The sequence below is a fragment of the Fodinicurvata halophila genome, from assembly GCF_042651425.1.
GTDB lineage: Bacteria > Pseudomonadota > Alphaproteobacteria > Kiloniellales > DSM-21159 > Fodinicurvata > Fodinicurvata halophila.
This window is the reverse complement of the sequence record NZ_JBHSCW010000003.1, coordinates 303347-323536: the sequence shown is the minus strand read 5'-3', so window position 1 is coordinate 323536 and position 20190 is coordinate 303347. Positions and strand designations below refer to the sequence as shown.

Here is a 20190-nt window from a genome sequence, read left to right as displayed (position 1 = left end):
CGTCAACGCAGGCCGGACTCTGCGTACTCCTGAAGCTTGTCACGATAGCTGGTCATGAAGCTCCTGGCTTCAGCAACACTTGAGAGGTCGGCGGTTATCGAACTTTCCTCATGGGGATCGAAATCGTCGACCAGAAGGGCATAGGCTTCGGCGTGTGCACTGTCCTGCATGGCCGCGTCATAACGTGATGCCAATTCACCCAGTTCCGTACTGCGTCCCGCCAGGGTAAGCGCCACCGCATAGTTCAGAACTCGCCCGGAGTCACTCTCTGTGAACTCTTCGCCTTCCTGCGACACATCGGGCAGTATGCCCGACAGGGCATCGGCTGCTTCACTCCAGCGAGAATTGCGCCAAAGGATTTCCGCCTGCAAGTCCCGCGCCTGTGCACTGTTGTCGCCCTCCAGCAGCTCCAGGGCCGCTTCCACCTCGCCCTGCTCGCTGCGCGCATGGGCGCGCAGGTATATCCGTTGCCGGGACAGATCCTGCTCCAGCCCGGAAACAGCTGTTTCCTCGAGCGCGTCCAGCGCCGCTTCGGGATCGTCATCCAGCAGGTGCAAGGAGGCCAGACGCGCACCGACGCGGGATTTCTCCGTGCCTGCGAGACGATACTCCACCTGATATTGCAGAAGCCGTGCGGCCCGTTCCAACAGGTCCATGGCCACCAGTTCGTCGGCAAGCCGAGCGATCAGACGTTCCCCTTCCGGACCCGCCGGCATAAGTTCACGGAATTCTTCATAGAGAGCCAAGGCTTTCATGGGCGTCAACTGATCCAGACGCTCCTCGTCAAGCAAGGTATCCCGAAAAATCTTGCGCATGCGCCTGGCCGCTTCGTCAGCACCCGGCGCCTCCGGGAAGTAGGTCACCGCTCTTCGAAGTGAACGCAGCGCCTCTGCGGGGCGGCCCGTCTCAAGCTGGAGATCCGCCAGGCGCGTGAGAAGCGCGTACTCGAAGTTATCGCCACGCCAGGCAAAGCGCAGGCGCTGCAACTCATCGATGGCCTCCTCGTAGCCGACGTCCCCACTCTCCAGCCTGTCATCCAGCAAGGCCAGGCGTGCTTTCGCAGAGGCTGCATTGCTGGAGCTTTCGGCGGCACTCCTCCAGAATTCCCTGGCCTTCTCCATCTCTCCGCGCCCTTGGGCAAGGCGACCTGAGAGATAGTCCTGGCGTGCCCTGGCGAAGGAACTCGAGGCATCTTTTCCGGCAAGAGCAAGATACTCTTCCGCTGCATCGAAATTATCCTGATGCAGCGCAGCCTCTGCCGCCATGTGTCTGAGATCGAGCCGAATGTTGGCCGGGTAGTCGTCAATCAGTTCACGCGTCTCGGCGAAGGCGCGTGAGGCCACTGGCCAGTCCCGGGCCCGGGCGGCATAGGCCGCCTGCCAAAGGCCCGCCTCAGGCCTGTTCGCCAGAACGGGTCCGCCAAGCCGCCCTGCTGCAGCCTCGTACTCTTCCGTCATGATGTTGGCCGCCGCTCGCATGACACGCACTTCCGGATCATGAACCAGGCTTGGCTCCTCCTCGACGAGCCGGTCGAGAGCGCCCAGCGCCTCGGCCATCAGCCCACGGGAGAAATAGAATCGTGCCAGGTCCAGGCGTCCGAGCACCCGGGCATGCCCTGTCGCACCGGATAGATTGTCCTGCAGTTGCTGCCTTGTTTCCGTGTACCCTTCGCCCGTGTCGAACCGCCAGGTCTCAAGGTCGAACAGTCGCTCTTCCGGAGATTCGGCCGCGGGGTTCTCAATATCCGCCGTATCTGCTGCCGCGGAGAGATACAGGCCGTCTTCGGCCACCACGTTCACGGAGTCCTCATCCTCGCCGACCGTCACCGAAACGCGCTCATCCAGGGGCTGAACAACAATGCCCTGCAGCGTTTCCATCAGGGAAAACTGCGGGAAATGCCGCGGCCGGGGGAATAGCTGGCCGTCCGAAGTCAGCGGCACGACCCGCAAGGAACCGCGTGAGCTGTCTTCGACTTCGATCACCTCTCTTGCACCGCTGGCGGCTATGGAAAGCTGCTGTCCTTGCGCTGTTTCCTGTCGCTCCAGCAACGGTGCACGCGGGCGCACCGGCTCCTCGGGGCTGAGGATAATACGCCATTTCCGCCCTTCGCCTTCCACGCTGGCCTGCAAGGGATAGGACAGGGGAACCTCCAGGACCGTTACGTCCTCCCTATCTCTCGTGCGAACGCCGGAAAATTCCGGTGCGGCTTCCCGCAACCTCTCCTCGAAGCCCTCCGGCGCAAGACGGTCCAGGACCACCAGCAGCCCCTTCTCCACTTTCAGGGCAGCCAGACCGGTCGCTTCCGGCCAGCGCAGTTCGAGAATGACCTCATCCGGCCAAGGTGCGGTATGACCTGTATGCGGAAACCTGTCCTGCCGACGCGGCTGACGCGTGATATCCAGACTCACAGCATCCGGACCCTCCTCCTTTTCGGCAAGCGAAGGAGCGTCCGAAGCCAGGGGCCCATCCAGGACAGGCTGCGGAGGGGCCGCAAGCGCAAAGGGAGAATCGGACGCGAGGCCTGCGCCGGGCTCACCTACATCCACCTCGACAACATTCTCCCGGCTGCGACTTTGGAGTTGTGCCCCCGGCTCATGGTGAAGGGTCACCCTCAGCTTGTTGTCCGCCAGATCGGAGTCGATTTGCGAGACACGCGGGAGTATCGAAACCATGTCATCGGGAAACTGCAGAGACCCGGCCCCTTCAAAATGAAGTGTACTCCGGTCTGCACCGCTTTCCAGGCGATAGGATACGGGCGTCTCCCAGGTGAACCGCAAACGATCGAAGACCTCGTGGGGCTCGCCTTCCACCAGCACATCCGGAGGTGGCGGCGGAGGCGGCACTGCAGGTCGCAGATCCAGCACGATCCGTGAGCCGCTGAAGCTGCTGCGGACCTTTCGGCGATCACTGAGCTCAAGCAGAATACGTCGCCCGTAGTCCGCGATCTCGACGGCACCGAGAATGGGTCCCAAGCTGCTGCGTGCCGGGGTGAAATCAAGTTTGACAGGACGATTGAACTGCAGCACCAGGTGTCGACCTTCGACCTCTGCCTGCAGGTTTGGCGTGTCTTCAAAATCCAGGACCAGACGATAGAAACCCGGGTGAATGCCGCCCTGTACGGGCACCGCACCACTGTCCGTTTGCGCCCCTGCTCCAGAAGTCGTCAGGGCAAGTGCAAGCACCAGAAAAAGAAAACGCAGCACCGCAGCTTACTCCAGATCGCCGGCATCCCGCAGGACCACAATTTCCGTACGCCGTCCCTGCCGGAACCCATCAGATGAGTTTTCACCCGAGGCTTGGGTCAGTTCCTCGAAACGTCCGTCACCGTGACCGCGAATGACGATATCGGGACGATACCCGGATTGCTTCAGGAAATGCGCCACCCAGGCGGCACGTGCAAGAGAAAGTTCCCAGTTGCTGTGCGGTCCGTCCTCGATAGGTTGGGGGTCGGTGTAACCTACCACCTCGATACGGTTCCTGATCCGGGCCAACAGGCCGCCAATCGTGAAGATGGCTCGCTCCGCACGGGGGATAGGCTCTATTGCCCCGGTTTCAAACAGCATGTCGTGCGGCAACTCGACGATCAAACGGTCTTCTCGCCGATGGACGGCGGCTTGATCAAGGTATTCGCTGCCTGCGAATTCCGCTCGAAGCTGGGCCGCCAGGTAGTTCAGGTTGATCCCCGGCCTCAAGCGGGCTGTCTCCATGTCCTTTTCATGATCCGGAGAGACAACGGGATCTTCCTTGAGGGTCTCGAGTTGCCCCAGGAAGTTGCTTCTCAAGGCGTCCCAGTTCTGTTCGTCCAACGTCATCATGGCAAACATCATGACAAAGAAGGCAAGCATCAGAGCCACCAGATCCGTGAAGGTCACGAGCCATGCACCGCTCTTGCCGCCAGCACCAGCGCCCGAGGGAATGCCTCCTGTCGCCCCCATCCCTGGCGCAAAGGGAATATAGGGACCCTTTTTGCCCTGTTCCGTGCCCCTACCGCCGTCTTGGGACGTCATGGCCTGGTCTCCGGGACATCATCGGGTTCACCCTCACCACCCCAGAGACGAACCACCATGCGAACCTGCCCTTCCTCGCCGGGCAGGAGACCGCCGGAAAGCTTGGATTCGGGCAGGTCCCGATCAATGAAGGCGCGCACAAGAGCTCCGGCACGCATGAAGACAGGATCCTTGCCCGCACTGTCCAGAAGATGGCCCATGGACTGTCGGGCAAAACCATTGAACAGCTCCACGTCGTAGTCCTGCTCGTTGGCCTCACGGACAGCCAACTCGGCGGCGATACGGTCTATCAGGCGTTCTGCACGGCCATTGAGTCGCGTGCTGCCATTCAGGAAGACGTCCTCGACCGGCACTTCCAGGCGCAGTTCCCCCAGAGCCGGATCGACTTCCATGTTCGCGTTGGGCAGGTAGGAACGGAAAAGACGACTGAGTTCACTCAGGGCAGGAGCGCCCCCCTGCTGGATTCCATCGGCACCCGGCAAGGGATCGATGGCGCGGTTGACTTCAACGCGCCCCTCGAAGGTCTTGTTCACGCTTGCGACGACCTTCTTGACCCTTTCGGTCTCGAATTGTGCCAGGACAGTCAGAAGTATGAAGAAGGCCAGCAACAGGAGCTTCAGGCTCAACAGGGCCATCAGGCTGCTTGTACTGGATCCGGATCCCTGCCTTTGAATGCCTGGCTCTATCCGCATTACACGCCTCAGTCAAAGCTGGCGAGCAACGCGTCGATGTCATCCTGACTGATGGCGCTTTCGCCGGACTGCGGCCCGTTCATGAGCGCGGCATCCGCTTCTTCGGAAGTCTTCTGTGGCTTGCGCTCACGCACTGGCCTGTCTCCCGGTTCACCGAAAGTCTCCAGCAAGGCGTGAACCTTTTCCTCGATATGCGTCAGACAGTGAATCACCTTGGTGATACGCTGTCCTGTTATGTCCTGGAACCCGCAAGCCTCATAGACATTGGTGACGGCGTTCGTGATTCGCTCCGCGGTTTCCGGCGGCAGGTTCGCCGCCTCATTCTCGATGGCCTCCACGGATTCCATGATCGTATTCGTGGCCTGCTCGGTGGCGCCAACGATGGCTTCCAGCTCTTCGCCGGCCGCCGGAATGTGTTCGTCGGTGATTTCGTCGGGCCTCAGGGAGGCGATTTCCTGACGCGCCGAATGGATATAGCGAGAGAGCGCCTCGATCTCGCCGTAGACCTTCAGATTGACGCTGGAGAGATCGCCCTGGGCCGTATTTATGATGCCCTCCACGATACTAACCAGATCATCCGGATTGATGTCCTTGTAGCGGGTGACCAGAGCCTCGAGGCGCTGTTCGTATCCGTTTGTTTCTGTTTCGGCTGCCATGCTTCATGACCTCAGAACGCGCCGAGAACGGCCTGCAGCTTATTCTTCAGCGTTGCAGCGTTGAACGGCTTGACGATGTAGTTGGTAACGCCGGCCTGCTTGGCAGCAACCACGTTTTCACTCTTGCTTTCCGCCGTGATCATGACGAAGGGCAGATCTTTCAGCTTGGTGTCGGTACGAACTTCCTTGAGCAGCTGCAGCCCGCTCATGGGCTCCATGTTCCAGTCCGAGATGACAAGCTGATAGGGCTTGTCGCGCAGCTTCTGAAGGGCCGTGGCTCCGTCCGTCGCTTCATCGACATTATTGAAACCAAGCTGCTTCAGCAGGTTGCGAATAATCCTGAGCATCGTCTTGTAGTCGTCAACGATGAGGATCTGCATATTCATGTCCACACCTGCCATGTAAAATACTCCGTCTTTTTTCCGTGTGTTCCGACTTCTTGCCTTGGACAGTACAGAACTGCCCTGATAAGCAAACTAGTCGCTGCTTCTTAACGTTGGGTAAAGCCGCGCAAAATTTATGGTGCTGGGGTGATTATTCGCCCAGGACCGGAAGTTCGCGCTTTTCTGCCATGCGCACGGTGATCTGCTGCGCGCGATCCGGGCGCATTTCCGCCAGTATCGGCGCCGAAATGCGCTGCTTCATGCGGGTGATCACGGCCAGGAGAACTTCCATGTCCAGCTGCTCGAAGATGCGGGCCGCATCCTTGGGCTTCATCTTCTCGTAGATCTGAACCAGGTTCTCCAGCTTCTGCTGCTCTTCATCGTCGAATTCGCCCAGAAGGCCCTCGATCCTGCCCTGCATTTCCTCGAGCCTGGCAATCTTCTCCTCGACACGGGTCTCGGTCGCCTTGAGCAAGGCTTCCTTCTCTTCCAGCGCCTTCTCGCGCTGTTCCAGCTCCTGCCGACGCCCGGCCAGGGATTGCAGGAGCTCGATCTCCGTCTCCGTCATGGAAAACGGATCGACGGCGGAAAGACTCTTTTCTCCGTCAAGTGCCTGATCTGCGCGCGCCTTCCCCTCTTCCGGCGCTTGAGGATCGGTCTCGGCCACCTGGTCTCCTGCTTGAGCGGCCTGCTGGTCCTTATCCTCGGCACGCGCGTTCTCCTGGCCTTCTTCGGCGACGTCCTCCTGGGCGGCGACCTCCACACCCTGCCAGACGTCGATGACACGAAAGCCAAGGGTCAGCGTCGCGAGAAAAATGACCAGAGGCAGGAGTCTCAGGCGCGGCGTCCGTTTCAACTGCACGGCGCCATCCTTCAGCGATACCGTCATCGAATTCCATCCAGTGTCTTGAGTAGCTCTCGTGCTTCCGGAGAAACGGATTCGGCGGACTTGCTTGCCTGTTTCTTTTCGCGATTTCCGGCAGTTCCGGCCGTCTTCTTGCTGAGCGGCTCGACTTTCCCACTCTGCACATCACCGTCCGAAGGCTGCGGGCTTGCCGATAGCCCCCTTGAGACGGCCGTCTCAAGGCGATCGGCCACGGAGGTCCCCTTCTCCACCAGGAAAACCAGATCATCGGCCAGGCTGCGCGCCTCCGAAACACGTCCCTCGACGGCACTGACATGGGTCTCCAGGTCGCTTCCCAGCGTGTGCGAACGCTCCTGCAAACTGGCGATGCCCTTTTCCGCATCCTGGGTGGCCTTGGCAAAGTCACCAACCATGCCCTGCATTTCTTCACGCAGATTGCGGAACTGGTTGAGTTTTCTGTTTAGAACGATCGCATAAACGATTGTCACCACGAGCAGAACGGCAAGTCCTGCATCTATCATCAATTCCACTGTCATTGGTCGAACTCCCCGGGCCCGCGGATCAACTTGTCGGAAATCCTTGCGGCAATATGGCCGTTGCGCCGCCCCATTTGTCCCTTGAACATCTCCACGTCCCCGCAGCGCAGGGCAACCTTGGAACTGGGTGTCTTGTTGAGGGGGATCTGATCCCCGACCTTGAGGTTCAGGATACTGCTCAGCGGCATTTCAAGCTGGTCGAGCACGGCGTCGATCGCCACCTCGGTATGCCAGAGTTCCGCACTCAGATGGCTTTCCCAGATGGAGTCCCGGCCGAACTTCTCACCCATGAACATCTGCAGCAGCAGTTCGCGGACCGGCTCCAACGTGGCATAGGGCAGGACAAGCTCGACGCGGCCACCGCGATCCTCCATGTCAATGCGAAGACGCGTATTGATCGCCGCATTGGCGTTGCGTGCGATGGCGGCAAAGCGCGGATTTGTCTCAAGACGCTCGAAGCGGAAGGTCACCGGAGACAAGGGGTCGAAGGCCGCCGACAGATCCATCAGGATCACGTTCATAAGCCGCGTAATCAGGTTGCGCTCGATCGTGGTGTAGGGACGCCCTTCGATGCGCATGGCCGCCGTTCCACGACGCCCGCCCAGCAGCACGTCGACGATGGAATAGATCAGGTTGCTGTCGACGATCATCAGGCCGTAGTTGTCCCATTCCTCGGCCTTGAAGACGGCCAGCATCGCCGGCAACGGAATGGAATTGAGGTAATCGCCGAAACGTTGCGAAGTGATGTTGTCCAGGCTGACCTCCACGTTGTCGGACGTGAAATTGCGCAGTGAGGTGGACATCATGCGTACCAGGCGGTCGAAGACCACCTCGAGCATCGGAAGCCGCTCGTAGGACACCCGCGTCGAGTTGACGATGGCATTGATGCCCTCGTTGTCTCCGCCCCCTCTGCCGTCATCATCGAAGCCCAGCAGGCTGTCGATCTCGCTCTGATCGAGCACGCGCTCGGAAGACCCCTCGACCTCCTCGCCGTCTTCCGAATCCGCCATGGCCTCCCACTCGGCCATCAGGGCATCGTAGTCTTCGTCGGTCTCCGCGTCCGGGGTCTCGTTGTTGTCCGGCATATCACTCATGGGGCGTCCACTGCTCTCCGGGGTTTACTGAACCAGGATCTGGCGGAACAGCACATCGCTGATCTCGGGCTCGTCGACCGTCGTATTGGCGCGCATCAACAGTTCCTCGCGCAGGCGCTGCATTCCGGCCGACCCTTCCAGGTCGTCGACGCGCAGTTCCCGAAGGTAAACCTGAAAACTGTCGATAATCCGCGGCTGGACCTTCTCGAGAGCCGCCAAGGCGGCAGGATCCTTGAGCTCCAGGCTGATGGAAAGCTTCAGATAGCCGGACCGGCCGTCATTTGAATTGAGATTCACCAGCATGTCCGGAAGCTCGTAGAAAACCCTGAGGTCCTCGGTTTTCCCCTCCTCTTTCTCACCGGCCTCCACCGGCACCAGCAGCTTGTCCAGCATGCCGGTGAAATAAAGGGCAGCGGCGCCGCCCCCCAGAATCAGAAGGGGAAGAAGGATGAAGAGGACAAGCTTTTTGCCACTCAGACCAGACTTCCGGGGCAGAACCTCGACTTCATCATCCCCGGTATCATTGTCTACAACCGCATCGGCCATTCTGGTCGCTTCCTGAATCATTTCGTTATCTGCAGGTTCCGCAAACCTAACGGACGATGGTTAACAACTCGTTTCTCCGCAGCAGAAGTTTCGTTGCGGCAGCTTTTGCCCGCCGGAACGAAAAGATTTCCGAAATCCCCCGTCCGCCTTCAGATCGAATTCCATAACTCATTGAAATAAAATAATTTAACGAACTGGCACGCTTCCTGCTTCTGCGAAGGTGCAAGAAGCTCACAAAAGAGCTCGGCACGAAATAAGGACAGACGAACCATGGAAAGCCCAAGTTACATAGCCCTGTCACGGCTGACCGGCCTCCGCCGGGAAATGGATGTCGTGACGAACAACCTGGCAAACATGAACACGCCAGGATATCAGCGGGAATCGATGATGTTCTCGGAATATCTTGCCGATACCCGTGACATGGGAGCCGGCGCCTTCCGCAAGATCAGCATGGTCCAGGACCTGGCGAGCGTGCGCGATCTGAGTGAAGGTCCGATGATCAACACCGACAATCCGTTGGACGTGGCCATCTCCGGACCCGGCTACTTTACGGTCGAGACCGAAGATGGAGCGCGCTATACCCGAAAAGGCAACTTCTCGCTGGATAACAACGGTCAGATCGTGACCTCCGAGGGGGATCCGGTCATGGGCATGGACGGCGCCCCCATCGTATTGCCTCCGGAAGCTTCGGACGTTGTCATCAACAAGGATGGCACCATTGCGGTCCGTGATCCCGCCAATCCCTTGGGAGGTCTCCCCATTGGCCAGATCGGAGTGGTGCAGTTCGAGGAGGAATATGAACTCAAACGCGAGGCCGGAGGACTTCTGAATGCGGAAGACCAGGAGCCCATGGCCGCGGAGGCAGAAGACGTCTCCATCCTGCAGGGTATGCTCGAGGATTCAAACGTTCAGGGTGTCGTTGAGATGACCCGCATGATCGAAACCATGCGTAGCTACCAGTCTACCAAGAACATGATGGACCAGGAACACGAACGGCAGAAACAGGCCATTCAGATCCTGGGTTCATCTGGACGCTAGGCATGACCTCGAACAGGACAGCCCTTCGGTTTACAGGAAAGGAAATCTGATCATGCGCTCTCTCAGCATTGGCGCAACCGGCATGCTTGCTCAGCAGATGAACGTGGATGTCATCTCGAACAACATCGCCAACATGAACACCACCGGCTTCAAGCGCGGCCGGGCCGAATTCAACGACCTGCTCTATCAGGACCTGCGTCGCGTCGGCTCAGCCTCCTCGGACACCGGAACGATCGTTCCCTCGGGGGTTCAGATCGGTCTCGGCGTCCGCACGGCAGCAGTCTATCGCATTCACGAGCAGGGCAACCTGGAGATCACGGACAACAGTCTGGACCTGGCGGTGAACGGCCGCGGCTACTTCCAGGTGGAAATGCCCAATGGCGAGACGTCCTATACCCGTGCCGGCTCCTTCCAGATGAGCCCGGACGGGGATATCGTGACCCCGGACGGCTTCATGGTGGAGCCTGGCATCAATATCCCGGCGGAGGCCACATCCATCTCCGTGAACGAGAACGGGGAAGTCTGGGTCAAGCTGGACGGCCAGGTAGCTCCGCAGCAGGTGGGCCAGTTCGAACTGGCTGTCTTCCCCAACGACGCAGGCCTCGAAGCCATGGGCCAGAACCTGTTTCTGGAAACACCCGCATCGGGCGCGCCCCAGGCTGCCGTTCCCGGAGAGGCAGGCTTTGGCACGATAACCCAAGGCGCTCTGGAAACCTCCAACGTGGACGCGGTTCAGGAAATCACCTCGCTGATCAGCGCCCAGCGTGCCTACGAGATGAATTCCAAGAGCATCCAGGCATCCGACGAGATGCTGCGCAGCGTCACCCAGCTTCGCTGATACGGGAGGATAACATGATGAAAAACTCACTACTGACGAGCCTCCTGACAGCCGGCTTTCTATCCATCGCCGTCCCTCAGTTCGCTGCAGCCGAAACGGAGCCGGATGTCGAGGAGATGATCTCCCTCAACCGCTCCATCGTTGTCGAAGAAGAGTTCGTGAGGCTCGGCGACATCTTCAGTGGTCTCGAGGACCAGGCCGACACCCCGATCGGACGCGCTCCGGCAGCCGGGACGACGGTGCAACTGGAAGCCCGCTGGCTGGCCACATTGGCTCGCAACTACGGAATCGACTGGGCTCCTCGCTCTCGATTGGAGTATGCCGAAGTGGAACGGTCCAGCATTCGCCTGGAGCGCGGAGAACTCCTCGACATGATCGAGCAGGCTTTCCGTGTTCGAGGCGAGGACATGGACCTCGACATCTCTCTGGAGGACCCGCAGGAAACCCTGCATGTCCCACGCGTCGACAACGCGGAAGCTGGCATTGTTGGGCTGGAGCGCAACGAAGAGAGCAATCGCTTCCGCGCACGCCTGGTCTATCCTGACAACGGCTCTCCCCTGGTGCGGGTGGAGTTGAGCGGGCGCGCCTATGAACTGGTGGATGTCCCCACGCTCAATCGGCGCATCAGCCCCAGTGATGTCATCCGCGAGGCGGACATCAGCTGGGAGTCCGAGCGGGCCGACCGCCTTCATGCCGAAGCCGTGACGGACCCGGTCCAGATGATCGGCAAGAGTCCCCGCCGTACAGTGCGCGCCGGCACCAGCCTGCGTGCGAGCGACCTCAAGGAACCTGTTCTTGTCACAAAGAACAGTTCCGTGACCATTCGCTATCGTAACTCCAACCTGCATCTTACCGTTTCCGGGCGGGCACTGGAGGAAGGCACGGACGGCGCTGTCATTCGTGTCATGAACGCCAAGTCCAATCAGATCATCGAGGCTGTTGTGGAGGATACGGGACTCGTGTCCGTAGGCGGCCACAGTACGGCCATGCTGAACTGACCATGTCCGGAAGGATCCAGATCATGAAAATCACCTACATCTCCCCCCTGCCCCGCTTCATGGGCAAGCTCGTAATGATCGGCCTGCTGGGCCTGGCTCTGGCCGGCTGCAATGCTGCCGAACGTCTCTCCCGGGTCGGCAAGGCGCCGGACATGTCGGAAATCGATATCCCGGTCAGCCCTCAGGCCCAGCAACAGGCCGCTCTCACGAACCCGCGGCAGCAGGCGGCACCTGAACCCCAACAGCACGCCAACTCGCTGTGGAAAAGCGGCAGTCGTACCTTCTTCGAAGACCAGCGTGCCAGCGAAGCGGGCGACATCGTAACCGTGGTTATCCAGATGAATGACAGCGCTGAGATGAACAACACCACGAATCGCAGCCGTAACAGCGACGAGAACTCGTCCCTGAATTCCTTCTTAGGCTACGAAACCAGGTTGCGGAACGTCCTGCCAAACGCAGTCGACCCCGGAAACCTTGTCTCTGCCGGAAGCACTTCGGAAGCCGGCGGCACCGGTAATATCTCCCGCGAGGAGGAGATCGACCTCAGGATTGCGGCCATCGTCACCGATGTCCTGCCTAACGGGAACCTCGTCATCTCGGGACGCCAGGAAACCCGGGTCAACTTTGAACTGCGCGAGCTAAAGATCGCCGGAATCGTGCGGCCCGAGGACATCACGACCCTCAACGAGATCAGCTACGACCAGATTGCTGAGGCGCGTGTTTCCTATGGTGGACGTGGAGAGCTCTCCGACGTGCAGCAGCCGCGCTATGGCCAGCAGGTCTTCGACATCATCTGGCCCTTCTGAGGCCGGGAAAACGGATACTTCCAGGCGTCTGTCCCGAGCTTGGAAAACTCAGGGCCGGTTCATCGAACCGGCCCTTTTTTCATGACTTCAAAAGTAGATACCGTGCATAACGCGCGGATCAGTCGTCGCGCTGGGTACGCTCCAGGCGTTCATGACGCTCTTGCGCCTCAAGCGACAGCGTTGCAATCGGCCTGGCTTCCAGCCGACGGATCGCAATCGGCTCACCCGTCTCTTCGCAATATCCATAGCTGCCATCCTCGAGACGCTGCAGAGCGTCATCAATCTTGGCGATCAGCTTGCGTTCCCGGTCGCGTGTCCGCAGTTCCAGGGAGCGATCGGATTCCAGTGATGCGCGATCGGCCACATCCGGCTCGGCCAGGCTTTCACTTTGCATGTGATTGATTGTTTCACCGGATTCCTTGAGAAGCTCGGCTTTCCATTGAAGCAGCTTCTGGCGAAAGTATTCCCGCATCTGCGGATTCATGAAGCTTTCGTCTTCGGAAGGCCGATAGTCGGGAGGCAAGGTAACCGTCATACGGAACTCTCACGGCAAATGCTAAATGCGCGCGGAGTATATGATTTTTGAGGGCGGGGACAAGCCCCCTGAAACGGCGCAATTCCGCTATTGCCGAGCTGACCCATTCTCCCGCTCAGCGCTGCAGTTTCGCCAGTTCGACCGCAGCGCGAAGCTCGATGTCCTGCAGGATGCCTTCCAGCTGCGGATCGCCACTGTCTTCCGGGCGGTCCGCAAGCAACTTGCCGATACGCTCCAGCAACGAGAGGGACAGCCGTCCCGAGAGAAGCTCCAGGCGCAATTCCTCGAGTTGGTCCAGGACGTCCTTGGCATGCTGATGGCTGCGTTGGCGCTGATCGGATCCGCCCCCCACCTCCTGCAGGCTGAGAAGGGAATCCACCGTGCCGACCGGTCCGCTTTGATTGACCGAGCTGCTCTGACCGCTGTCACCGAGGATCCGCGAAAAAGATCCATCCCCGCTGCGGCCACTGGATGTGCGGCGCTTCGCGCCAGTCGATTGCGTTGAGGAGAATGAGTCGATCTTCATGAGCTGACAATTTGCCAAGCGTTGATTGATGGAATCGCAGTCTGCCGTGGAATGGTTAACGACGGATGAAGAGGTCATACAGCCGGGAAAAAATTACCCCCTGCACCAGGAACTTCCGCTCACCTGGCGCTTGGAAAAATTTTCACCTCCGCATAATACATTGTTTTCGAACAAGAAATTTAAAAAGGGGAATCTGGCATGATCCTCGCATACCATTCCTGCAAGAAGGCCGGAAAGGCCGTTTGGACAATACGGGACAGAAAGATGGCCATGCGTTACCTGCGCTTCATGAGCACCGTGATCTCCCTGACGCTGCTGCTTGCCGTCATGGCGATTTCAATGGAACGGCCGGCTCACGCACAGAACCGGATCAAGGATATCGCCTCATTCGAAGGCGTGCGCAGCAACAAGCTAATTGGTTATGGCCTTGTGGTGGGACTGAATGGGACGGGCGATGACCTTTCCCGTTCGATCTTCACCCGTGAAAGCCTGATCGGCATGCTTCAGCGCATGGGCGTCAACACGCGCAGTCCCGATCTCAAGACCGAGAATGTAGCCGCTGTCATGGTCACGGCCGAACTGCCGGCCTTTGCGCGCCAGGGCACCAACACTGATATTACTGTCTCCGCCCTGGGCGATGCAGACAGCCTTCAAGGCGGAACGCTCCTGGTCACACCGCTCTTGGGTGCGGACGGGGAAGTCTACGCAGTTGCCCAGGGGCCGCTTTCCGTCGGAGGCTTCGAAGCAGAGGGAGCAGCTACGTCCGTGACTCGCGGCACCCCAACCAGTGCCCGCATTGCCAATGGCGCCACGATCGAGAAGGAGATCGGATTCGAATTGAACAGCCTGCGCGAAGTCAAGCTGTCCCTGCACAATCCCGATTTCACCACCGCACGCCGCGCCGCGCAGTCGATCAATGCCCTGCTCAACAACCGCACGGCCGAGGCCATCGACAACGCCACCATCAACATTCGCGTACCTGCCGACTACCCCGGCTCCACCGTGGACCTGCTGACCGACATCGAACAGTTGCCGGTGCGCGTGGACCAGCCGGCACGCGTCGTCATCGACGAGCATTCCGGCGTGATCGTGATGGGCGAACAGGTCCGCATCTCCGAAGTGGCGATCGCTCAGGGCAACCTAACCATCCGCATCACCGAAACCCCCCAGGTCAGCCAACCCAACCCCTTTGGCGAAGGCGAAACCGTGGTGGTGCCGCGCACGCAGATCGAGGTGGATGAGGACGAGGAGCGCAAGCTTGCCGTCATGCCCGAGGGCGTCAGTCTGCGGGATCTGGTCAACGGTCTGAATGCACTGGGTGTCGGCCCGCGCGACATGATCAAGATCCTGGAAGCCATCAAGGCTGCCGGCGCACTGCAGGCCGATCTGGAGGTGATGTGATGAACGCACTCGACGGGACAGCCACATTCCAGACGCTGCAAGGCATCGCCCGGGACAATATTGCAGCCACCAATGCTCGCCAGGCTGCAGCCAAGGCTGAAAAGGCAGGCCAGAATGGGAGTGAGATGGATCCGCGGATCCGGGAAACGGCACAGGATTTCGAAGCCGTCTTCCTCTCCCAGATGCTGGCGCCGATGTTCGAAGGCCTCGAAACCGAAGGGTATTTCGGTGGTGGGCAGGCAGAAGGCATGTACCGCTCCCTGCTGGTCGACGAAATCGGCAAGTCCGTGGCCCAGCGCGGCGGCATTGGAATTGCCGACACGGTGGCCCGCGAAATGGTCAAGATGCAGGAGGAATAAGACAATGTACGGTAATCAGGCCATTGCACAGCCTCCGGAGGAAACCTCGATGATGCGCCTCATCGAACTTGCACGCGAGCTGACCTCCGTTCTGGATCGTGAGATCAACCTCCTGCGCCAGCTCGAGATCAGCAGCATCCAGGAATTGTCCGAACAGAAGGCCCAGTTGACCGAGGAATACCGTCTCCAGGCTCGCGAACTGCAGGAGAACCCGGGTTTCACGGAAAGCCTTGAACCGCGATTGCGTGACGAGCTCGAGGATGTGGTCGACCGATTGAGTGAAACTGCGCGCGCCAACGAGAATGCCCTGAAAGCGGCCATGGACGCCCACGATCGCGTATTCAGGGCCATCGCCGGGGCCGTCGAGGCCCAAAGGCGCGAGGCCAGCGGTTACGCGTCCTCGGGTCAGCACAGCAGCGACCAACCGGGCAGCGCCCCCGTTTCGCTTCGCATCAACGAAAGCCTTTGACCGCTTGCCGGTCCCAGCAAGGAAAGACACAGACCATGACATTGCAGTTCCGCGATACGAGCCACACCGACGGCCTTCATGTGCCCGGCATCTCCGTTCCCCATGCCGGCATTCCCCACGGCTTTCGCCCGGCCCGCGAGACCGGCAAGCACAGGAAGGGGGCCAGAACCTGCATCGAGCTCTCGTTCCCGCGTGGCTTGCTGGGCTATCCCGAAGAACAGAATTTCCGACTCAGTCCGATGGCCGAAAGCCAGTTGCCGAATGCCTTCCTGCTGAGCAGCCGGAAGGATGGCGGACCACGATTCATCGTCGTGCCCCCCTCCTCTGTCGGCGGGGAACTTCCGGAAGACGAGACGGAATGGGCCGAGCGGCGCCTTGGTATTGCGGCGGGCGACCTGCGCACACTGTTGATCGTCACTCCGTCACGCTGCGCGCGGGGAACCCGCTTTTTCGCCAACCGCCGGGCACCTCTGCTGCTCGACTGGCGGCGACGGATCGGCTGGCAGCGCATCCTGATGGATGAGATCCTGCCCATTCGTCATCCGATGGCCGCCGAATGAACGGCATGCGCATGACGACAGAAACTTCACCCGGGCGGCAAGAACTGCCCCGCCCCGTCCCGAAGCCAAGGACACTGGATAGAAATCCAAACTATATCAACAAGCTGAAGCACGATTTCTTTGGCACGAACCTTGCTTGTCTGCAATCGACAGATAGGTCCCATCCACTCCTTGAGGGATAGAAAGACATGAGCGTCTATGGAGCAATGAACACAGCGGTCAGCGGCCTGGGGGCCCAGTCCTCCGCCCTGGCCAACATCTCGGACAACATCGCCAACTCGCGGACCACGGGCTACAAGCGCGTCGACACCGCCTTCTCCACCCTGGTCACCGCCTCCGACCAGAACCAGCACCAAGCCGGCGGCGTCCGCGCTCGCCCCTCGTTCCGTCACGACGTCCAGGGCAACATGGAACAGAGCCAGGTCAGCACGCACCTCGGTGTGACCGGCAAGGGCTACTTCTCGGTCAGCCAACCGGAAAGTGTGGACCCCAACAGCGGTGAAGTGAACTTCAAGCCCAGCAGTTTTTATACACGCGCCGGAGACTTCGAAGTCGACAAGAATGGCTACCTCGTGAATTCGTCAGGCTATCACCTGAATGGTTGGGATGTGGATCCGGGAACAGGAGTTGCCAATACGGCAGACGTGAAACCCATTCAGATTTCACAGTTGCAGGACTCACCCGTTCCAACCAGTAACATCCAGTATGCGGCGAACCTGCCCTCTCAGTTGGATCCGAGTACAACATTGCCGGCAAACTCCATCCAGATATACGATTCCGTTGGCAACCAAAGGAATCTTGACCTCGTATGGAGTAAAACTGCCACCAACAATATCTGGGAGCTGTCCATCAATTCTCCCGATGGCACTCCTGTCAGCTATGGTCCCGTCGAGTTTGAATTTGACAACGGGCGGATTGCTGCTAACGGCATCGATACAAGTGCGGATCCAAACATAACACCGCCCGCCACCCAGGCAGCTGGAGACCCAGCCGAGATAACTCTGCAGGGCCTTGATTTCGGGTCGGGGATTGATCCCCAGGATATCACCATCAACCTGGGAAATTTCGAACGAGCCAATGGCACGACCCAATACACGGGCACTGAACTGCAACTCAACTCCCTGGACCAGAACGGTGTGCCTCCCGGAGCTTTCAAGGATCTCTATGTCGATGACGCGGGCTATGTGAACCTGAACTACGACAATGGTCAGACCAAGACTTACTTCCAGGTCCCCCTGACCCAGTTCAACAACCCGAATGGCCTGACCCGCCTGGACGGCAATGCCTTCCAGCAAAGCCCGGAGTCCGGCGTGCCGCGCCTGAATCCGCCGGGTCTGGGCAGCAACGGTACGATCTCGTCGCAAACGCTCGAGGCCTCCAACGTGGACATCAGTGACGAATTCACCAAGATGATCACGGCCCAGCGAACCTATTCGGCGAACTCCAAGGTGATCTCCACGGCCGACGAGATGCTGGCCGAAGTGATCAATATCAGCAGGTAATCGTTAACCTTTCAGTCCTAGACTGAAACAAACCAGGGAAAGGAGGCCGGACATGTCGTTGAGCGTCGCGTTGAACAATGCCTTTGCCGGCCTCCGAGTTTCCCAGGCCGGCACCGAGGTTGCCAGCTCCAATATCTCCAATGCCCAGGACCCGAACTACACCCGCAAGGTCCTGCAGCATTCCAGTCATTCCAGCACTGGCCTGTCCGGGCCATATATCGAGGGTGTTGAGCGCCGCGTGGCAGATCGGATCGCCGAGGACGTCCGCAGCCTGACCTCCCAGGCCTCCGGCAACGAAACCCGAGCCGAAACGGCCGAACGGCTGGGCGAGATGCTGAACATCGATGCCGATAATCCACGCCTGATGCAGCTCTTCAGCGACTTCGAGACCGCACTGCGCGATTTCGAGGCCACACCGGAGAACAACACCATGGCGACACGGGTAATCAGCACCGCTGATGCACTGGCCAAGGAAGTCAACCACCTCTATGCGCAAACAGAGAGCATGGAGGGGGAAATGCGGGAGGAAGTTGGAAAATCGGTGGACCACCTGAACGACAAGCTGCTCGAGATCGAGAAGCTGAACAAGGAGATCGCCAGCACCAAGGCCTCGGGTGAGACCGTCGGCAACCTCGAAGACCGACGCGATGCCGCCATCAAGGAAGTCTCGGGTCTCGTCGACACCCGTGTGCTTATGGACGAGCAGGGCCGCGCTCAGGTCTACACCTCCAGCGGCACCCAACTCGTTGGCATCTCGGCTCAACAGTTCTCCTGGGATGGCGACGATATCATAAAGGAGAACGATGGCAGCACCGTCACCAATGCCTTCAAGGATGGGGAAGTGGGTGCACGAGTGCGCATGCTGGACGACACGCTCGCAGGCAACAACGATCCGGCGGCTGGCACGATCCAGAAACTCAAGGATCAGCTGAATGGCTTGGCTGTGGATCTGCGAACCACGGTGAATGATGCCTATGGCGGAGCCGGAGACATTTTCTTCCAGACCCCTGCCGCCCCTGGCGCCGGTACATTGCAGGTCAAGCCAGCGATCTTGAATGGCACTGAAGCCCTCCAGAACGACGCAGGCGGCACTGTGTCCCAGGCCCTGATCGACGACAACATCGGCGGCCAGCTTGGGGGCATCATAGAGAACACCGCCAGCTTCAAGGCGGAAAGCAAGCACAACCTGGAGAACGCCACGGCTTCGCGCGATGCGCTGGAAGCGAAGTTTCGCGGCAAGGTCGGTGTGGATGTGGACCAGGAGATGGCGGACCTGATTGCCCTGCAGAACGCCTACGCCGCCAATGCGCGGGTCATGCAGACCGTCAGTGACATGATGGATACTCTTATGAACGCGGTGGCACGATGACTTCCATCAACAGCACATATGGCCGTTTTCTGGATCTGACCCGGCAGACACAGTCTCTGAACAACGAGCTTTATAGTCTTCAGGAGCAACTGGCGACGGGCAAGAAGCCCGGTGGCCTCGCCGGCGTCTCGCGCGACGCCGGGCAGCTGCTGAAGGGCAAGGAAGTGACCCAGCGCACGGAGTCCTACCTGCGTAGCCTGAATGCCGTGGATCGGCGCACGGAGATTTATGCGAATTCTTTGAATTCCCTATCGGAAACAGCTTCGGATGCTCGCGAAACCCTGATCCGATTGGATGATCAGGATAAGGTCACCGAACAGATCCTGACGGATCAGATCGACGGCTGGCTAAACGATATCGAAGCCGCTTTGAGAACCAAGGATGGAGACCGTTTTCTCTTTTCCGGGTCGGCCACCGAGGAACCTCCTACAGTCAGCCTTACCGATATTGACGTCACTGATATCACAACCCTGAAACAACCAGGAGATCCGGCTGAAGTTCCCGGCGACTCCCCTGCCTATGCAAATGGGGCAATTAACGGTGCGGATCTTTGGAACCGTGATGGTATCCATATCGATGATAGCGAGAGAATGGAATACGGTGTCAGCGTAGCTGAACCGGCCATCCAGGATTTTGTGAATTCCCTGCTCTATGCCAAATCCGCGGTCACCGACACCACCGTGGCTGATCCTGACGCCCGTCTTGCCGAAGCTCGCGACTGGCTGCAACGTGCCGTTACAGGATTGGGAGAACTTGAGGCCCGCAACGGCTTCAACCAGGAACGAGCCGCCGCGAAGCGCGAGGTTCACAATGGAACCCTGGACTTCCTGGAGAAGACCGCCGGCAAAATCGAAGATGCCGATCTGGCCGAGGTGTCAACCAAGCTTTCCATGACCCAGACGGTTCTGCAGGCCAGCTACCAGAGCACATCCCGTCTGCTCCAGACCTCGCTGGTGAACTTCCTGCGCTGAACGGGCTTGGCGCCTGCCCGACAGGTTTCCTATATCCCC

22 protein-coding genes are annotated in these 20190 nt (G+C 59.4%); 11 read left to right on the top strand and 11 right to left on the bottom strand.

The features are described 5' to 3' along the window. Positions 1-2 precede the first annotated feature (2 nt). From ACFOW6_RS06320 to ACFOW6_RS06280, 9 genes are all read right to left on the bottom strand, one after another. Positions 3-3203 (bottom strand): tetratricopeptide repeat protein, encoded by a 3201-nt coding sequence (locus ACFOW6_RS06320; protein WP_382421497.1) that lies wholly within the window; start codon positions 3201-3203, stop codon positions 3-5. A gap of 6 nt (positions 3204-3209) precedes the next feature. Then, the gene (locus ACFOW6_RS06315) at positions 3210-4007 is read right to left on the bottom strand and encodes an OmpA/MotB family protein (protein WP_382421496.1); all 798 of its coding nucleotides are present in this window, start codon (positions 4005-4007) and stop codon (positions 3210-3212) included. Continuing rightward, positions 4004-4642 carry a hypothetical protein gene (locus ACFOW6_RS06310; RefSeq protein ID WP_382421495.1) on the bottom strand — a complete coding sequence of 213 codons (639 nt, stop codon included), beginning with the start codon at positions 4640-4642 and terminating at the stop codon, positions 4004-4006. Before ACFOW6_RS06310 ends, ACFOW6_RS06315 begins: the two co-directional genes overlap by 4 nt. Positions 4643-4707: 65 nt before the next feature. Next, on the bottom strand, positions 4708-5355 hold the full coding sequence (locus tag ACFOW6_RS06305) for a protein phosphatase CheZ (protein ID WP_382421494.1): 648 nt from the start codon (positions 5353-5355) through the stop codon (positions 4708-4710). Between the two features lie 11 nt (positions 5356-5366). Continuing rightward, positions 5367-5756 carry a response regulator gene (locus ACFOW6_RS06300; protein ID WP_382421493.1) on the bottom strand — a complete coding sequence of 130 codons (390 nt, stop codon included), beginning with the start codon at positions 5754-5756 and terminating at the stop codon, positions 5367-5369. Between the two features lie 133 nt (positions 5757-5889). Then, positions 5890-6627 carry a MotE family protein gene (locus ACFOW6_RS06295; RefSeq protein WP_382421492.1) on the bottom strand — a complete coding sequence of 246 codons (738 nt, stop codon included), beginning with the start codon at positions 6625-6627 and terminating at the stop codon, positions 5890-5892. Continuing rightward, entirely contained in the window at positions 6624-7139 is a 516-nt protein-coding gene (locus tag ACFOW6_RS06290) for a DUF6468 domain-containing protein (protein ID WP_382421491.1), read from the bottom strand. Before ACFOW6_RS06290 ends, ACFOW6_RS06295 begins: the two co-directional genes overlap by 4 nt. After that, on the bottom strand, positions 7136-8224 hold the full coding sequence (gene fliM, locus ACFOW6_RS06285; RefSeq protein ID WP_382422095.1) for a flagellar motor switch protein FliM: 1089 nt from the start codon (positions 8222-8224) through the stop codon (positions 7136-7138). Before fliM ends, ACFOW6_RS06290 begins: the two co-directional genes overlap by 4 nt. A gap of 33 nt (positions 8225-8257) precedes the next feature. After that, on the bottom strand, positions 8258-8779 hold the full coding sequence (locus ACFOW6_RS06280; RefSeq protein WP_382421490.1) for a flagellar basal body-associated FliL family protein: 522 nt from the start codon (positions 8777-8779) through the stop codon (positions 8258-8260). A gap of 270 nt (positions 8780-9049) precedes the next feature. Here ACFOW6_RS06280 and flgF point away from each other — a divergent pair, with 270 nt between their 5' ends. Genes flgF through flgH form a run of 4 tightly spaced genes read left to right on the top strand, consistent with a single transcriptional unit; the run spans position 9050 to position 12459 of the window. Further along, complete coding sequence (gene flgF / locus ACFOW6_RS06275) at positions 9050-9817, top strand: flagellar basal-body rod protein FlgF (RefSeq protein WP_382421489.1); 768 nt, start codon at positions 9050-9052, stop codon at positions 9815-9817. Between the two features lie 52 nt (positions 9818-9869). After that, the gene (flgG, locus tag ACFOW6_RS06270) at positions 9870-10655 is read left to right on the top strand and encodes a flagellar basal-body rod protein FlgG (RefSeq protein ID WP_382421488.1); all 786 of its coding nucleotides are present in this window, start codon (positions 9870-9872) and stop codon (positions 10653-10655) included. 14 nt (positions 10656-10669) lie between these two features. After that, on the top strand, positions 10670-11653 hold the full coding sequence (gene flgA / locus ACFOW6_RS06265) for a flagellar basal body P-ring formation chaperone FlgA (RefSeq protein ID WP_382421487.1): 984 nt from the start codon (positions 10670-10672) through the stop codon (positions 11651-11653). 23 nt (positions 11654-11676) lie between these two features. Further along, positions 11677-12459 (top strand): flagellar basal body L-ring protein FlgH, encoded by a 783-nt coding sequence (flgH, locus tag ACFOW6_RS06260; protein ID WP_382421486.1) that lies wholly within the window; start codon positions 11677-11679, stop codon positions 12457-12459. A 118-nt stretch (positions 12460-12577) separates the two neighbouring features. Here the strand turns inward: flgH and dksA are convergent, their stop codons facing one another. Both dksA and ACFOW6_RS06250 read right to left on the bottom strand, forming a co-directional pair. Continuing rightward, positions 12578-12994, bottom strand: a complete 417-nt coding sequence (dksA, locus tag ACFOW6_RS06255; RefSeq protein WP_382421485.1) for an RNA polymerase-binding protein DksA — start codon at positions 12992-12994, stop codon at positions 12578-12580. 115 nt (positions 12995-13109) lie between these two features. Continuing rightward, on the bottom strand, positions 13110-13520 hold the full coding sequence (locus tag ACFOW6_RS06250; protein WP_382421484.1) for a flagellar assembly protein FliX: 411 nt from the start codon (positions 13518-13520) through the stop codon (positions 13110-13112). Positions 13521-13784: 264 nt separating this feature from the next. Here ACFOW6_RS06250 and ACFOW6_RS06245 point away from each other — a divergent pair, with 264 nt between their 5' ends. From ACFOW6_RS06245 to ACFOW6_RS06215, 7 genes are all read left to right on the top strand, one after another. Then, a complete protein-coding gene (locus ACFOW6_RS06245) occupies positions 13785-14921 on the top strand; it encodes a flagellar basal body P-ring protein FlgI (protein ID WP_382421483.1) in 1137 nt (378 codons plus the stop codon). Further along, the gene (locus tag ACFOW6_RS06240; protein ID WP_382421482.1) at positions 14921-15280 is read left to right on the top strand and encodes a rod-binding protein; all 360 of its coding nucleotides are present in this window, start codon (positions 14921-14923) and stop codon (positions 15278-15280) included. The genes ACFOW6_RS06245 and ACFOW6_RS06240 overlap by 1 nt, the downstream gene beginning before the upstream one ends. A gap of 4 nt (positions 15281-15284) precedes the next feature. Continuing rightward, a complete protein-coding gene (locus tag ACFOW6_RS06235; protein ID WP_382421481.1) occupies positions 15285-15749 on the top strand; it encodes a hypothetical protein in 465 nt (154 codons plus the stop codon). Between the two features lie 35 nt (positions 15750-15784). Further along, on the top strand, positions 15785-16309 hold the full coding sequence (gene fliW / locus ACFOW6_RS06230) for a flagellar assembly protein FliW (protein ID WP_382421480.1): 525 nt from the start codon (positions 15785-15787) through the stop codon (positions 16307-16309). Between the two features lie 188 nt (positions 16310-16497). Continuing rightward, positions 16498-17811: a flagellar hook protein FlgE gene (locus ACFOW6_RS06225; protein WP_382421479.1), complete on the top strand. Its 1314-nt coding sequence runs from the start codon at positions 16498-16500 to the stop codon at positions 17809-17811. 52 nt (positions 17812-17863) lie between these two features. Beyond that, positions 17864-19180, top strand: a complete 1317-nt coding sequence (gene flgK, locus ACFOW6_RS06220) for a flagellar hook-associated protein FlgK (RefSeq protein WP_382421478.1) — start codon at positions 17864-17866, stop codon at positions 19178-19180. Further along, on the top strand, positions 19177-20151 hold the full coding sequence (locus ACFOW6_RS06215; RefSeq protein WP_382421477.1) for a flagellin: 975 nt from the start codon (positions 19177-19179) through the stop codon (positions 20149-20151). The genes flgK and ACFOW6_RS06215 overlap by 4 nt, the downstream gene beginning before the upstream one ends. Positions 20152-20190 lie beyond the last annotated feature (39 nt).

Excerpts from the sequence above, each read along its gene's own strand:
- ACFOW6_RS06315 (WP_382421496.1), bottom strand. The coding sequence starts at position 4,007 with ATGACGTCCCAAGACGGCGGTAGGGGCACGGAACAGGGCAAAAAGGGT.
- ACFOW6_RS06310 (WP_382421495.1), bottom strand. The coding sequence starts at position 4,642 with ATGGCCCTGTTGAGCCTGAAGCTCCTGTTGCTGGCCTTCTTCATACTT.
- ACFOW6_RS06305 (WP_382421494.1), bottom strand. The coding sequence starts at position 5,355 with ATGGCAGCCGAAACAGAAACAAACGGATACGAACAGCGCCTCGAGGCT.
- ACFOW6_RS06300 (WP_382421493.1), bottom strand. The coding sequence starts at position 5,756 with ATGGCAGGTGTGGACATGAATATGCAGATCCTCATCGTTGACGACTAC.
- ACFOW6_RS06295 (WP_382421492.1), bottom strand. The coding sequence starts at position 6,627 with ATGACGGTATCGCTGAAGGATGGCGCCGTGCAGTTGAAACGGACGCCG.
- ACFOW6_RS06290 (WP_382421491.1), bottom strand. The coding sequence starts at position 7,139 with ATGACAGTGGAATTGATGATAGATGCAGGACTTGCCGTTCTGCTCGTG.
- fliM (WP_382422095.1), bottom strand. The coding sequence starts at position 8,224 with ATGCCGGACAACAACGAGACCCCGGACGCGGAGACCGACGAAGACTAC.
- ACFOW6_RS06280 (WP_382421490.1), bottom strand. The coding sequence starts at position 8,779 with ATGGCCGATGCGGTTGTAGACAATGATACCGGGGATGATGAAGTCGAG.
- flgF (WP_382421489.1), top strand. The coding sequence starts at position 9,050 with ATGGAAAGCCCAAGTTACATAGCCCTGTCACGGCTGACCGGCCTCCGC.
- flgG (WP_382421488.1), top strand. The coding sequence starts at position 9,870 with ATGCGCTCTCTCAGCATTGGCGCAACCGGCATGCTTGCTCAGCAGATG.
- flgA (WP_382421487.1), top strand. The coding sequence starts at position 10,670 with ATGATGAAAAACTCACTACTGACGAGCCTCCTGACAGCCGGCTTTCTA.
- flgH (WP_382421486.1), top strand. The coding sequence starts at position 11,677 with ATGAAAATCACCTACATCTCCCCCCTGCCCCGCTTCATGGGCAAGCTC.
- dksA (WP_382421485.1), bottom strand. The coding sequence starts at position 12,994 with ATGACGGTTACCTTGCCTCCCGACTATCGGCCTTCCGAAGACGAAAGC.
- ACFOW6_RS06250 (WP_382421484.1), bottom strand. The coding sequence starts at position 13,520 with ATGAAGATCGACTCATTCTCCTCAACGCAATCGACTGGCGCGAAGCGC.
- ACFOW6_RS06245 (WP_382421483.1), top strand. The coding sequence starts at position 13,785 with ATGGCCATGCGTTACCTGCGCTTCATGAGCACCGTGATCTCCCTGACG.
- ACFOW6_RS06240 (WP_382421482.1), top strand. The coding sequence starts at position 14,921 with ATGAACGCACTCGACGGGACAGCCACATTCCAGACGCTGCAAGGCATC.
- ACFOW6_RS06235 (WP_382421481.1), top strand. The coding sequence starts at position 15,285 with ATGTACGGTAATCAGGCCATTGCACAGCCTCCGGAGGAAACCTCGATG.
- fliW (WP_382421480.1), top strand. The coding sequence starts at position 15,785 with ATGACATTGCAGTTCCGCGATACGAGCCACACCGACGGCCTTCATGTG.
- ACFOW6_RS06225 (WP_382421479.1), top strand. The coding sequence starts at position 16,498 with ATGAGCGTCTATGGAGCAATGAACACAGCGGTCAGCGGCCTGGGGGCC.
- flgK (WP_382421478.1), top strand. The coding sequence starts at position 17,864 with ATGTCGTTGAGCGTCGCGTTGAACAATGCCTTTGCCGGCCTCCGAGTT.
- ACFOW6_RS06215 (WP_382421477.1), top strand. The coding sequence starts at position 19,177 with ATGACTTCCATCAACAGCACATATGGCCGTTTTCTGGATCTGACCCGG.